This is a genomic window from Vreelandella boliviensis LC1 (genome assembly GCF_000236035.1).
Classification (GTDB): Bacteria; Pseudomonadota; Gammaproteobacteria; order Pseudomonadales; family Halomonadaceae; genus Vreelandella; species Vreelandella boliviensis.
The window spans coordinates 1,167,009-1,180,287 of the sequence record NZ_JH393257.1; the positions used below are offsets into that span (position 1 = coordinate 1,167,009).

11 protein-coding genes are annotated in these 13,279 nt (G+C 53.4%); all 11 read right to left on the bottom strand.

Going from position 1 to position 13,279, the window contains the following annotated elements; genetic code table 11:
* Window positions 1-21: 21 nt before the first annotated feature.
* The 11 genes from cheZ to motA all read right to left on the bottom strand — a co-directional run bounded on the left by cheZ (window position 22) and on the right by motA (window position 13,131).
* Complete coding sequence (cheZ, locus tag KUC_RS05145) at window positions 22-717, bottom strand: protein phosphatase CheZ (RefSeq protein ID WP_007112065.1); 696 nt, start codon at window positions 715-717, stop codon at window positions 22-24.
* Window positions 718-758: 41 nt separating this feature from the next.
* Entirely contained in the window at window positions 759-1,148 is a 390-nt protein-coding gene (cheY, locus tag KUC_RS05150; protein WP_007112066.1) for a chemotaxis response regulator CheY, read from the bottom strand.
* 114 nt (window positions 1,149-1,262) lie between these two features.
* Complete coding sequence (locus KUC_RS05155; RefSeq protein ID WP_007112067.1) at window positions 1,263-2,987, bottom strand: methyl-accepting chemotaxis protein; 1,725 nt, start codon at window positions 2,985-2,987, stop codon at window positions 1,263-1,265.
* A 59-nt stretch (window positions 2,988-3,046) separates the two neighbouring features.
* Entirely contained in the window at window positions 3,047-4,108 is a 1,062-nt protein-coding gene (locus KUC_RS05160) for a protein-glutamate methylesterase/protein-glutamine glutaminase (RefSeq protein ID WP_007112068.1), read from the bottom strand.
* 91 nt (window positions 4,109-4,199) lie between these two features.
* Window positions 4,200-5,072, bottom strand: coding sequence for a CheR family methyltransferase (locus KUC_RS05165; RefSeq protein WP_007112069.1), 873 nt, complete (start codon window positions 5,070-5,072; stop codon window positions 4,200-4,202).
* A complete protein-coding gene (locus tag KUC_RS05170) occupies window positions 5,069-7,219 on the bottom strand; it encodes a methyl-accepting chemotaxis protein (RefSeq protein WP_007112070.1) in 2,151 nt (716 codons plus the stop codon). The genes KUC_RS05165 and KUC_RS05170 overlap by 4 nt, the downstream gene beginning before the upstream one ends.
* A 59-nt stretch (window positions 7,220-7,278) precedes the next feature.
* Window positions 7,279-8,550, bottom strand: a complete 1,272-nt coding sequence (locus KUC_RS05175; RefSeq protein WP_040479578.1) for a methyl-accepting chemotaxis protein — start codon at window positions 8,548-8,550, stop codon at window positions 7,279-7,281.
* A gap of 133 nt (window positions 8,551-8,683) precedes the next feature.
* Window positions 8,684-9,181, bottom strand: a complete 498-nt coding sequence (gene cheW, locus KUC_RS05180; protein WP_007112072.1) for a chemotaxis protein CheW — start codon at window positions 9,179-9,181, stop codon at window positions 8,684-8,686.
* Window positions 9,178-11,265, bottom strand: a complete 2,088-nt coding sequence (gene cheA / locus KUC_RS05185) for a chemotaxis protein CheA (RefSeq protein ID WP_007112073.1) — start codon at window positions 11,263-11,265, stop codon at window positions 9,178-9,180. Before cheA ends, cheW begins: the two co-directional genes overlap by 4 nt.
* A 52-nt stretch (window positions 11,266-11,317) precedes the next feature.
* Window positions 11,318-12,265, bottom strand: coding sequence for a flagellar motor protein MotB (gene motB / locus KUC_RS05190; RefSeq protein ID WP_007112074.1), 948 nt, complete (start codon window positions 12,263-12,265; stop codon window positions 11,318-11,320).
* Window positions 12,262-13,131 (bottom strand): flagellar motor stator protein MotA, encoded by an 870-nt coding sequence (motA, locus tag KUC_RS05195; RefSeq protein WP_007112075.1) that lies wholly within the window; start codon window positions 13,129-13,131, stop codon window positions 12,262-12,264. Before motA ends, motB begins: the two co-directional genes overlap by 4 nt.
* Window positions 13,132-13,279: the final 148 nt, after the last annotated feature.

Here is a 13,279-nt window from a genome sequence, read left to right on the forward strand (position 1 = left end):
GAGGGCGTGTAATAACGCGCTTTAAAAGCCTAATTCATCCAACAAGTCGTCTACTTGGTCTTGTCCAGAGACGGTATCAGGGACATTATCCTTCACTTGCGGCCCATTCAAAAGCTCTTCGTTACGCCGTGCATTGTCGCTTTTCCACTGATCCTCGGCCTTGCGCTGCAGTGTTTCTCGTGCATGTGCGCCCGGCGCGTTATCAATAAGCACCTGAACCAGCTGATGCTCAATCTCATGGATCACGTCCATCATCTTCTTAATCACCTGGCCGGTCAGGTCTTGAAAGTCCTGGGCCATCATGATTTCCATCAGCTCTTTATTCGTCGCGGAAACCACATCGGGCACGTCACTAAGATAAGTGCGCGTCTCGACGACGAGTGCCTTGGCCTCATCGAGCTCTTTCGGCGCTTCAAACCACTCGGCCCAGCGCTTATCCAACGCTTCCGCTCGGTCTGACAACTGATCCTGCAGCGGCTGTGCACGGTCAACGGCATTGAGCGCTCGATCTGCTGCCTGCTCCGTCATGGTGGCGACATAGTGCAAGCGGTCGCGTGCATCAGGGATGGCTTCGGCCGCCTTCTCAATTTCTTTATCTAGCCCCAACTCGCGCATGTTTTCGCGCAACATGCGCGTCAACTTACCGATGCGATGAATTAGGTCTTCAGCGGCTTGTTCGGACGATTGGGCAGAATCGGACTGCTCATTCTGACTCATTATGTTGTCTCCTCGTTAACCAAGCACATAGGCCCAGTCGCTCACATACCCAGCTTGTCGAAGATCTTGTTGAGCTTCTCTTCCAGGGTAGCGGCAGTGAACGGCTTGACGACATAGCCGTTAGCACCCGCCTGAGCGGCCGCTATAATGTTCTCTTTCTTCGCTTCTGCGGTGACCATCAGCACGGGAAGACTTTTCAAGGCGTCATCCTGACGGATCTCCTTAAGCATCTCCAGGCCATCCAGGTTCGGCATGTTCCAATCGGAAACGACGAATTCAAACTTGCCAGCGCGCAGTTTATTGAGCGCATCTTGGCCATCTTCGGCTTCATCCACATTGGTGAAGCCCAACTCCTTAAGCAGACTACGCACGATCCGACGCATGGTAGGAAAGTCGTCTACAACCAGGAAACTCATATTCTTATCTGCCATGGGTCATCCTCTAATCAATCAGTATATGGCACTGGGGTGACTGAAAAAGTACAGTCAGGGGGTTAAAGTCGTTACTTAAAACTGGTTTTCAAAACTCATTCTTAAAACTCATTCTTAAAACTCTTCCCACTCTTCGTGGTCGCTGCGCTTGGCGGCTGGTCGACTCGCTTGCTGCTGGTCGACCCTGGGTGCAGACATAGTATTTGCAGACATAGCATTTGCAGAAATAGTATTCGTTGCTGGCGATGCAGTAGGCAGCGTCTGAGGTGACGAACCTTGCATACCTAACAGTTTAAACACGGCTACCGCTTGCTCCAGCCGGTTGGCCTGTTCCTCGAGCGATGCTGCCGCCGCAGTGGCTTGCTGTACCAGCGCGGCGTTTTGCTGGGTGACTTGATCCATCTGGCCCACGGCTTGGCTGACCTGCTCAATGCCGTCGCTCTGCTCTTGGGAAGCGGCAGAAATTTCATCCATGATATCGGTGACGCGGCGCACCGCGGTGACCACATCCGACATCGTGGTGCCCGCCTGTTCAACCAGGGTGGAACCTTGTTGAATCTGCGTTACCGAGGCATCAATCAGGGTTTTAATCTCTTTGGCCGCATCCGCACTGCGGCTGGCCAAGTTACGCACTTCCCCCGCCACCACCGCAAAGCCTCGGCCTTGCTCGCCGGCACGGGCGGCTTCTACCGAGGCATTAAGCGCCAAGATATTGGTTTGAAAGGCAATCGAATCAATCACGCTGGTAATGTCGGCGACTTTTTTCGAGCTGGTAGAGATGCCGTGCATGGTCTGAACTACTTGAGAGACTACCTCACCACCGCGCTCAGCCGTGGTGGATGCATCTGCTGCCAATGTGCTGGCTTGGCGAGCATTGTCGGCATTCTGTTTTACCGTCGCGGTCATCTCTTCCATGCTGGCCGCGGTTTCCTGAATCGACGCAGCCTGCTGCTCCGTGCGCGATGAGAGGTCAGCATTACCGCTCGCAATCTCGCGGGTGCCGTGATGAATCTCGTTGCTGCCTTCACGTACGCGGCTAACGATATTGGTGAGGTTCTGCTGCATGGTGCCCATGGCGCCAAACAAACGACCTATTTCGTTTTTACCCGCTTCCGGCAATGGATCGGTTAGGTCGGCCTCGGCAATCGCGTCCAGGCGTTGAATGGCGCCTCTTAGCGGCGCAATCACCGTGCTGCGTAACCCGAAGTAGATCACCAAGGTCATCAACAGGGCAAAGACCACTACTGCCACATTGATCATGGTAAACAGATTGCCCTGAGCCTCCGCGTCGGCTCGTATGACATCTACCCGCTGGAAGCCATAGTCAACAAATGCGGTCATACTATTGGTCAAATTAATTAACGGCCCTTCCAGCTCATCGCGAAGATTGTTGTAGCTGGTTAAATCCATATACTCGAAGGTTTCATGCTGCTGTTTAACCAGCCCCATGACAGCATTAAAGTTCTGAATCAGGGCATTTGCCAATGCCTCACCTTGCGGAGAGAATGAGTTTGACGCAAAACGCTCGAAACGATCCTCGGCACGCGCAATGCGATCACCAGCGATGGCGACCTGCTCATTGGATTGACGAGTCTGCCCCACCATTAAATAGTTCGAGGCAGTTTCCATCGCCAGCATGGCTTGGTTTAGCAGCGAGTCGGCGCGGTTCATCTCATTTAACTGCGCATCGCTAATCTGGCTTAGCGTTGCCAAGTTATTTTGCGCGTTGCGGTCAGCCACAACCCCCAAACCCGCAATCACCAAAATCAGCACGACAAAGCAGCTAAGTGCCGCGACCACAGCGGCGTGAATACTCAAGTTGCGCAGTAAACGATTCATTATGATGTCCCTTGCGAGCTTATTACGTTTTTATGATTGCAAACTTTTGATGAATCGCACTACACACGCTGGGCGCGGCCGGAGGCAGCGATCAGTGCCATCATCCGTGAGGGAATATCATCCAAAGCCACCACTTCCACCGCGCCACCCATCGCAATGGCTTCTCGAGGCATACCGAAAACCACACAGGTCTGCTCATTTTGAGCAATGGTGGGCGCGCCCGCTTCACGCATCTCAAGCAGCCCTGCCGCGCCGTCCTTACCCATACCGGTAAGAATCACGCCGATGGAATTCTTGCCTGCGTGCTGAGCCGCTGAGTGGAACAGCACGTCTACCGATGGACGGTGGCGGTTTACCGGCGGGCCATCATCTAATCGCGCCACATAGTTAGCGCCGCTGCGTGCCAACTTGAGGTGCTGATCCCCAGGAGCAATATAAGCGTGCCCAGGCAGGATCCGCTCGCCATCAGTGGCTTCTTTAACAGTAATCCGGCACAGCCGGTCTAGCCGCTCGGCAAACGAACGGGTAAAACCACCGGGCATATGCTGGGTAATCAAAATCGCTGGGGCATTCGCCGGTAACGGTTCAAGCACCGCCCGAATCGCTTCAGTGCCGCCGGTGGACGCGCCGATGATAATCAATTTTTCACTCGAGACCAGCGGGGCCTTCAAGGCCGCTGGTGGTGGAGTGTTTTTATGCCGTGCCTGACGAGGGCGGGAGCGCGCCGCAGCACGCAGTTTTTCGGCAATCTCGTCGGCGTACTCCATCATCCCGTTGCGGATGCCCAGACTCGGCTTGGCGACAAAATCCAGCGCACCCAGCTCAAGCGCGCGCAGGGTGATCTCCGAACCGCTTTGGGTTAGCGACGACACCATTAGCACCGGCATAGGACGCAAACGCATTAACCGCTCGAGAAAATCCAAGCCGTCCATACGCGGCATTTCCACGTCAAGCGTTAACACATCAGGATTGTGCTGCTTGATCAAATCCCTGGCGGCAATGGGGTCAGGCGCTACCGCAACGACTTCCATATCGGGCTGGGAATTAATAATTTCTGTTAACAAATCGCGAATTAGCGCCGAATCATCGACACATAATACTTTGATCTTGGCTGCGCTCAAAGCACGCCTCCTCTTGCTGTAGACGCCTGATGTGTGATTGCAACCGCCGGAGCCACAGCGCCTAAAGCGATCATAAAGACACGATAATTGTTCATTTTTTAGCCAAGTTATAAACGGTCTGGCCACGCAGTTTGAACGCATCACTGATATACGAGAAGTTTTCTGAGTGGCCTGCAAACAGCAAGCCATCGGGCTTCATCAGTGGCGCAAACCGCTTAAGAATTTTTGATTGAGTATCTTTATCAAAATAAATCATGATGTTTCGGCAGAACACCGCATCAAAAGGGCCTTTAATTGGCCATTGCGGCGCCAGCAAATTAAGTGGCAGAAACTCCACCAATGCAGATACTTCTGGGCGTACTCGTGCAAAGCCCGCATGGTTACCGGTACCTTTCTGAAAAAACCGTTTGACCCGCGCGTCATCGAGCTTACGCACCTGCTCCAAGGGATAAACCCCAGCGCGAGCTCTGGCTAACGCATCGGTATCAATATCCGTCGCGATCACTTTGGCTTGCGACGCTTTAGCGCCCAGCGTTTCCAACAACGTCATTGCCAGCGAGTAGGGCTCCTCCCCAGTGGAGGCGGCCGAACACCAAATAGTGACCGGGTCTTGCTTGTTCTTTATATGCTCAGCCAGCAGCGGAAAATGGTGCGCTTCACGAAAAAAAGCCGTGAGATTGGTGGTCAGTGCGTTGGTAAATGCCTCCCACTCTTTGGCTTCTGGCTGGCGCTCCAGGCGTACCAAATAATCGGTAAAGCGCGTCATGCCATGGTGGCGTAGCCGCTTTGCTAAACGGCTATAGACCATTTCACGCTTATGTTCAGCCAGCACGATACCGGCGCGCTGATAAATCAGCTCGCGAATACGCGTAAAATCCGCATCCGTCAGTACCAGATCGCGTTCAATCTGGCTGCTTGATGTCCACTGGCCAGCGTCTGCAACCCGTTCACGTTGTTCGGTCAAAACTCTTCCCACTCCTCTGCTGAGGCTGCTTGCCGTTTAACGGGCGAATTATTCGACGGCGCGGCACTAGGCAGTTGAGCAGCGTGCTTGTGCGCTGTCACTGCTGGCGGACGTAGCGCCCCCTGACTGTTTAATCGAAACGCTTCCACCGATAACGCTAATAGCCCTGCCTGCCTCTCTAAGGAAACCGCCGCACGTGCGGTTTCTTGAACCCGCACAGCATTGCGCTGGGTGCCTTGATCCATCTCTGCTACTGCCTGGTTAACCTGGGCAATACCATGGCTCTGCTCTTCGGAGGCAGCCGATATCTCGTGCATGATTTGGGTCACACTACGCGCGGCTTCTGCCACTTCGCTAATTGCTGCTTCGGCTTTGGTCACCAAACTAGCCCCCGCGTTAACCTCACGGTTAGAACCATCAATCAGGCCACGAATTTCTTGAGCAGCGCCTGCGCTGCGGCCCGCTAAATTACGCACCTCTTCAGCTACAACGGCAAAACCACGCCCATGCTCACCTGCGCGTGCCGCTTCAACCGATGCATTCAGCGCCAGAATATTGGTCTGAAACGCGATTGAATCGATCACATTGATAATATCGGCCATCTGCTGGGAGCTTTGAGTAATCCGCTGCATATTATCGACCAACTGTGCCATCAACTCGCCGGTATTCGTCACCTGGATAGCATTGTTATCGGCTAGACGACGGGCTTCTTGAGCGTTTTCGCTGTTTTGGCGCACGGTCGCAGTCATTTCTTCCATGCTGGAAGCGGTTTGCTGCAAAGAGGCCGCTTGCTGCTCAGTACGCGACGAAAGCTCTTCGTTACCACTAGCGATGTCCTGGGCAGCTGGCGTAACTACGTCAATGCCGCTTTTAACGTCGCCAATGATGCTGCTGAGGCTTTTACGCATGGTGTTCAGCGAGTCCATCAATTGGCCCACTTCATCACGCCGCTGGGCGGGCACTTTAGCGGCCAAATTACCGCCAGCAATTTGTAGCGTAAAACCTGCGGCACTTTTTAGCGGCCTAGTAATCGCCCGCGAGGTAACCACGCCAATCAAAATAAGCAGTAGCAAACCAATCCCAAGCACGATGGCCTGCGCACCCAGCATCGTGGCTTGCCCCTGCTGGGCTTCATCGGCCATGCCTTCAGCTGCCTGCTGTTTCTGGGCAATTAGTTGGTTGACCATACCTGACAGAACACGGCCTTCGTTGGTCATCACGCTGATCACCGCATCCAAGCCGGTAAAGGCTTGATAGGTTTCTTCGGCTTGAAGAACGCTGGCCGCTTGGCCCATACCGTTTTGCAGGAACGTCTGTAACTGTTGATCAAATTCAGCGGCAAGCTCGGTCGCGTTGACTCCCCGGGAGTAGTACTCCTGCCACACTGCGGCGACCTCGGCGGCGCTTTCCTGAATACTTTCACCCATCTCAAATCGCTGATTGATCAGCTCCATACGCTCCGGCTCAATCATCGCTTGGCGGGTTTGGGCAATGGTTTGATCGATTTGCTGCAGGCGAATAACGTCACGCAGGCCATCGTTGTTCAGTTGGCCCAAACGCTCGCCAGAGACATTCAAGCCATATAAACCCAGGCCACCGCTAATGAGCAGCAGCAGTCCTGCCACGACAATCATGCCGACCAACTTGGCTCGAATGGTATCGAGTCGTACCCGGGCCAAACGTTTGATCACCCCTTTCTGACGTAACCGGCCTTTATCCAAGTAAAGTCGCTTACCTCGGCCTTCACGTATTTCTGCGTACGCCTGCTCTGCCTGGGCAATGGCTTCGCGGCTTGCCTGAACGCGCACAGAGGTGTAACCCACGACCTGCCCATCTTCGACAATCGGCGTCACACTGGCGTTTACCCAGTAGTGGTCGCCATTTTTGCAGCGGTTTTTGACCAGCCCGCGCCACGTCTCACCCGTCTTGACGGTTTGCCAGAGGTTTTCAAAGGCTGCTGGCGGCATATCGGGGTGGCGTATCAGGTTATGGGGCGCACCTATCAGCTCTGCGTGCTCAAAGCCGCTAATAGCGATAAACGCAGGGTTGGCATAGGTGATGCGCCCCTTGGTATCGGTACGCGAGACTAAGAAGTCGTCCTCTTTTAGCTCAATTCCACGCTGAGAGACTGGCTGGTTATTACGCATGATCTGCCTTTTTTAGTGTTTTATTTTTAAAAGAGAGCTTGCCTGCCCTACCAAGCAAATTAAAACGACGCCCACTCCTCTGTGTCTTCCGCTGGATGTTTGTGCCGTACCGAGAGATTTGGCGTTGTCGAAGGCATAACCGCCAGCGGGGATGATGTACGTTGGGTTGATGCTTCAGTGACACGAAAGCGTTCCACAGCCTCACGTAAGCGCGCTGCTTCGCTTTCAAGTTCATTGGCACTTCGCGCGGCCTGCTGAACAAGCTGGGCATTTTGCTGCACGACCTGATCCATTTGCGCCACGGCCTGGTTCACTTGGCCTATGCCACTACTCTGCTGTTCGGAAGCGGCAGCGATTTCATCCATAATATCGCTGACGCGTTGAACAGCGCTCACCAGGTCTTGCATCGTTCGACCGGCTTGATTGACGCGCTGGGTACCGGTATCTACTTTGTTGAGGGATGCGTCGATCAGCGTGCGGATCTCTTTTGCGGCAGCGGCACTTCGACTGGCTAAACTGCGCACTTCCTGTGCCACCACGGCGAACCCTCTACCATGTTCACCGGCGCGGGCCGCTTCCACCGAGGCATTTAGCGCCAGGATATTGGTCTGGAATGCGATGTTATCGATAACAGTAATAATATCAGCAACTTGATGAGAACTTGCGCTGATATCCTGCATGGTGCTGACGATCTCACCCACCTCCTCCCCGCTGCGGCGTGCCGTCTGGGTCGCACTTCCGGCCAGTTGGCTAGCCTGGCGAGCATTTTCAGCGTTATGGCTTACCGTGGAGGCTAGTTGTTCCATGCTAGAAGCCGTCTCTTCTAAAGAAGTCGCCTGCTGCTCTGTGCGTGAAGAGAGGTCGTTATTACCACTGGCAATTTGCTGTGAGCGCTCATAAATCGATGTGCCGCTGGTACGCACAGTGCCTACCGTCTGCGAGAGAGAGCCCTGCATGTGCGCCATGGCGCTATAAAGCCGCCCGATTTCATTGTTACCCGGCGAAGTGATTGCCTGGCTTAAATCCCCTTGCGCCATGCGCTCAAAATGGCCCACCAAACGATCTAGGGGGCGCAGCACATTGGCCGTTACCCCCCAGACAACCACGACAACCGTGGTAATAGTCATCACCACAATGCCGAGTAGCGCCCAGCGAACCGTTGCGGCAAAAGCACTGAAAGCGGCTTGTTGCGTCTGCACGTCGCCAGATGCCTGCACGATTGCTGCGCCATGGTGCAGGGCATAAAGGCCGATACCACTGGCAATTAAGACAAGTACCGAAAGCGTCGCTAGTACTAAGCCCCAACTTAAACGCACCGTCATATTATTCATTAATTGCCGCATTCGCTGTGTCACGCCCTTTTCTCCACGCACAACCGGCACTCGCTAGCACCTTCCATAGCGCACGAATGCATCATTAGGTGAAACGGATCTGGCACGCTCCCTGTGCCACGCTTGGATCGCCTTATTGGCTGCTGGTACTTTCTACTAGCGCCATTTCGTCGCTGGTGAGCAACTTATCGATATCCACGAGTACCAGCATGCGGTCATCTAAACTGCCCAGTCCGCTGAGGAAATCAGATGAGAGGGTGACGCCAAATTCCGGTGCTGGTTTAATTTGATCGGGGGTCAATGTCATCACATCGGAAACGCCATCTACGACGATACCGACCACCCGGTCTGCAACATTGACCACGATCACCACTGTCTGGCCACCGTATTCGACCGTTTCAAAGTGAAACTTAATGCGTAGATCAACGATCGGTACAATCACGCCACGTAGATTGGTAACGCCTTTGATAAAGTCGGGCGCATTGGCAATTCGCGTTACGTTTTCGTAACCACGGATCTCCTGCACTTTCAAAATATCAATGGCGTACTCTTCATCACCTAATGAGAACACTAGGAATTCGCGGTTTTCGGCTTCTGCGGCTAGCACCGCACCACTGTTGGCTTGACTCATGACGGCTCAGCCTCCTTAAAAGATGAAAGATTTTGATTGTTTACTACTTTTTTGCCTGCCTCTTTTTTGTATCGGCTCAGGCGATGTAAACCAGTAATATCTAGAATCAACGCAACGCTACCGTCACCTAAAATGGTTGCGGCCGAGATCCCGGGGACTTTGCGGTAATTGTCTTCCAGATTCTTGACCACGACCTGCTGCTGTCCGATCAGCTCATCGACCAACATGGCGTAGCGGCGACCTTCGCCCTGCACAATGACAGCGATGCTTTTGGTGGGATCGGTGATTGCATTCTCGACGTTCAGCACTTCGTGAATGGCGATCACTGGCAGATACTCGTCGCGCACTTTGATCACCACGTCGTCACCGGCCATGGCATACATATCGTCTTTTGAGGGCTGTAGCGACTCAAGCACGGTGGAAAGCGGAAGAATAAACGTCTCGCCGCCGACCTTAATCGACATACCGTCCAAAATAGCCAGCGTAAGCGGCAATACGATACGGGTGTTGGTGCCTTCGCCTAGCTTCGACTGTATTTCAACCCGACCGCCCATGCTCTGAATGTTACGCTTCACCACATCCATGCCCACGCCACGACCGGATACGTCGGTCACTTCTTTAGCGGTTGAGAAACCGGGGGCAAAAATGAGCTGGAAGACCTCTTCGTCGGGCATGGTGTCAGACACGTTAAGACCATTTTCACGTGCTTTGGCAAGTAGACGATCACGATCCATACCGGCACCATCATCGCGCACTTCAATCAAAATATTGCCGCCCTGATGGCGCGCCGATAAGGTAAGTTTACCAATACGCGGTTTGCCAATGGCTTCGCGTACATCAGGCATCTCTACGCCATGATCAAGGCTATTACGCACCAAGTGTGTTAGCGGATCGGTGATCCGCTCCACCAAGCTTTTATCTAGCTCGGTCGACTTGCCTTCGGTAATCAGCTCGATCTCTTTACCTAGCTTACCGGCGGTGTCGCGCACCACGCGAGGGAAGCGGCTGAATACAAACTCCATGGGGATCATTCGAATCGACATGACCGCTTCCTGGAGATCACGCGCGTTGCGCTGCAGCAGGCTCATGCCATTTTGCAATGAGGCATTGCCAACCGACTGATCCTCTTCTAAATCGCTAACCGTTTGATCAAGCATCGACTGGGTGATGATCAGCTCACCCACCAAGTTGATAATTTGATCGACTTTATCCACAGATACGCGGATTGACGACTCGGCGGCGGCTTTTTTGGGTTTCTCTTTGGCAGTTGCCTTTGCTGGGCTGGCTTTAGAGGCCGTATTTTCTGCAGGAGCTTGCGGCGCCGGGGCAGCAGGCGCCGGAGATTCTTCCTCGGGGGGGCTTGGTTCAGCAGCAACGCCCTCAACGGCCGTAATCTCAATCTGGTCTGGCTCGATAATAAAGCACATGACCGCTTCAATATCGTCAGCACTGTCGCTGCTTTTAAGGATTACCTCGTAACGCTTTGCGTCGCCGGACTGAGACTGCACTTCACCAAGCTGCTCTAGCTCTTCAACCAGCAAGATGCGGTCTTTATCTTCAACGTTAAGAAGCGCCACTAACAGATGGCCGTTCGCGGCTTTCTCTTCGCTACTTTTGCCTTCTGCGCCGTTCTCACTTGAGGCAGACGAAGCCTTGGGCTCTGAAGCTGGGGTAGCCGGCCCATCTAGCTGTTGGCCAATTTCATCCAGGGCAATTTGTTGCAGCGTTTGGCAAATGCGCTCAAATGCCTCTTGATTTGGCTCCTCTTCGCTGCGATAGGCATCGAGTTGCTCATGCATGATGTCTTTAGCCTCTAAAAAGGTATCCACGAGGTCAGCTCGCAGCGTCAGCTCGCCTTTACGTGCGTAATCGAGGAGGTTTTCCAAAATATGCGTGGTTTTCTGTAGCACGGTAAAACCAAAGGTTCCCGCTCCCCCCTTGATCGAGTGGGCGGCACGGAAAATAGCATTGAGCTGCTCACTGTCTGGATCATCAATATCCAGTTCCAATAAATGCTGCTCCATATCCGACAGCAGCTCTTCAGCCTCTTCAAAAAAGGTGTCAAAAAAATCCGCTATATCCATTCACCGCTCCACCCTTAACGTCGCTTTTATAAAATGCTATGACAGGCTCAGGTCACTCTGGCGCTTGCACCTGAGGCTCATCTTGTTGTGTTGATTCAATTTGCACTTCGGCTGATGCTTCTAGCGCTTCGATTGAAGCTTCCGGCGATGCAGCACCCGAATCCATTACGGCAGGATCGCGAATTGCATCAGCAATCTCTGGAAAGAGCACCACCAACTCTATGCGTCGGTTGATTGGATCAGTTGGCTCAGTTTCGGGCAACAGCACGCGATCCGCAAAGCCCGATACGCGCAGCAACTGACCTGGGTCAAACCCACCCGCAATAAGCTCGCGACGCGACGCGTTAGCGCGATCATTGGAAAGTTCCCAGTTACTGTAGCCGCGATAGCCACCCGCATAGGGAACGCTATCAGTATGCCCACTGATACTTAGCTCATTGGGAAGCTCGTTTAGCAGCGGTGCAATAGTGCGTAAGAGGCTACGCATATAAGGAGCGACTTGGTCGCTACCTAACTCAAACATGGGCCGTTGGTCGGTATCCAGCAGCTGTATTCGAAGCCCTTCACGGGTTAAGTCAAAACGCATCTGACTACGCAACTGGCGCAGCTCGGGATCCTGCTCAATGGCTCGCTCAATACGCTCTTGCAAATTCCTGAAGAAGTTTCGCTCCTGCATGCTTGGGCGAGTGCGCTGAAGGCTATCAATGCGCGCCCGCTCCCCATCGCTATGGGTTGGATCCGGTCCGCCGCCTGGAATCGCACTGGTACTACCAGAGCGATCCCCACCGGTGATGGCGTTAACGAGCGGAGTGCTAAAGTACTCCGCCACACCGCGCCGCTCATCTTCGCTGGCGATACTTAAAATCCACAACACTAAAAAGAAGGCCATCAGAGCGGTCATAAAATCCGCTAGGGCAATTTTCCAGGCACCACCGTGATGGGCATGGACAACTTTTTTGCGCCGAATGACGATCGGACGCTTGTCACCACCCTTACTCATGCGTTACCGGCCTTTTTTGCATCCCTCACGTACTCTTCAAGCTCGGTAAAGCTCGGGCGTTCGGCAGCAAAGAGTGCCTTGCGGCCGAACTCAACGGCCAACTGGGGTGCGTAACCGTGCAAACTTGCCAGCAGCGTAATGCGAATACACTGAAGCATTTTTTCGGCTTCTTTAGCCTGCCGGTCAATGTAACTTGCAAGAGGGCTGACAAAACCATAGCCCAACAAAATGCCCAGGAAGGTTCCCACCAGTGCGTGAGCGATCATCTCGCCCATCTGGCTCGGTGAGGCGTCGGCATAGGTCAGTGTTTTAACAACCCCCATCACCGCCGCCACAATACCGAAGGCGGGCATCGCATCGCCCACTTTGGCGATGGCGTCAATGGGCACGTGGGCCTCCTGCTCAAAGACCTCAATTTCATGCAACATCAGCTCATCGATTTCCATAGGCTCCATACCACCGCTAACCATTAAGCGCAGATAATCGGTCAGGAAATTCATGATATGCGGGTCGGCCAGCACCGTCGGGTGTTCCTGAAACAGAGGGCTCTCTTGCGGGTTATCAATATCCCGCTCAATGCCCAACATCCCCTCACGGCGAATTTTGGACAGTAACTTGAACTGCAGTGCCATTAGCTCCATATAAAGTGCTTTGTTATATTTTTTTGCGCGCTTTAGCCGGGGCAGAATTTTAAATGTCGCTTTAATCGCCTTACCATTGTTCGCTGCGATAAATGCACCAACACCCGCGCCGCCAATAATCAGCAGCTCAAGGGGCTGGTACAGGGGACCTAAGCTGCCGCCTGCCAGCACATAGCCACCAAACACAGACAGCAATACGATTACATAGCCTAGAGGTATCAGCACAAGCAGAGTCCTTGCGGTATTCAGTATTAATGTAAGGGAACCAAAACTTAGCCACCTGTTCTGATGTTTAAGAGATGTTCCATCCCGAGCATGACTTATGCCCTATCATACTAGGGCTAAGCTGTTATCTAATTAAAAAGTATCGCTG

Coding starts and splice junctions, on each gene's coding strand:
- cheZ (WP_007112065.1), bottom strand. CDS start 717: ATGAGTCAGAATGAGCAGTCCGATTCTGCCCAATCGTCCGAACAAGCC.
- cheY (WP_007112066.1), bottom strand. CDS start 1,148: ATGGCAGATAAGAATATGAGTTTCCTGGTTGTAGACGACTTTCCTACC.
- KUC_RS05155 (WP_007112067.1), bottom strand. CDS start 2,987: ATGAATCGTTTACTGCGCAACTTGAGTATTCACGCCGCTGTGGTCGCG.
- KUC_RS05170 (WP_007112070.1), bottom strand. CDS start 7,219: ATGCGTAATAACCAGCCAGTCTCTCAGCGTGGAATTGAGCTAAAAGAG.
- KUC_RS05175 (WP_040479578.1), bottom strand. CDS start 8,550: ATGAATAATATGACGGTGCGTTTAAGTTGGGGCTTAGTACTAGCGACG.
- cheW (WP_007112072.1), bottom strand. CDS start 9,181: ATGAGTCAAGCCAACAGTGGTGCGGTGCTAGCCGCAGAAGCCGAAAAC.
- cheA (WP_007112073.1), bottom strand. CDS start 11,265: ATGGATATAGCGGATTTTTTTGACACCTTTTTTGAAGAGGCTGAAGAG.
- motB (WP_007112074.1), bottom strand. CDS start 12,265: ATGAGTAAGGGTGGTGACAAGCGTCCGATCGTCATTCGGCGCAAAAAA.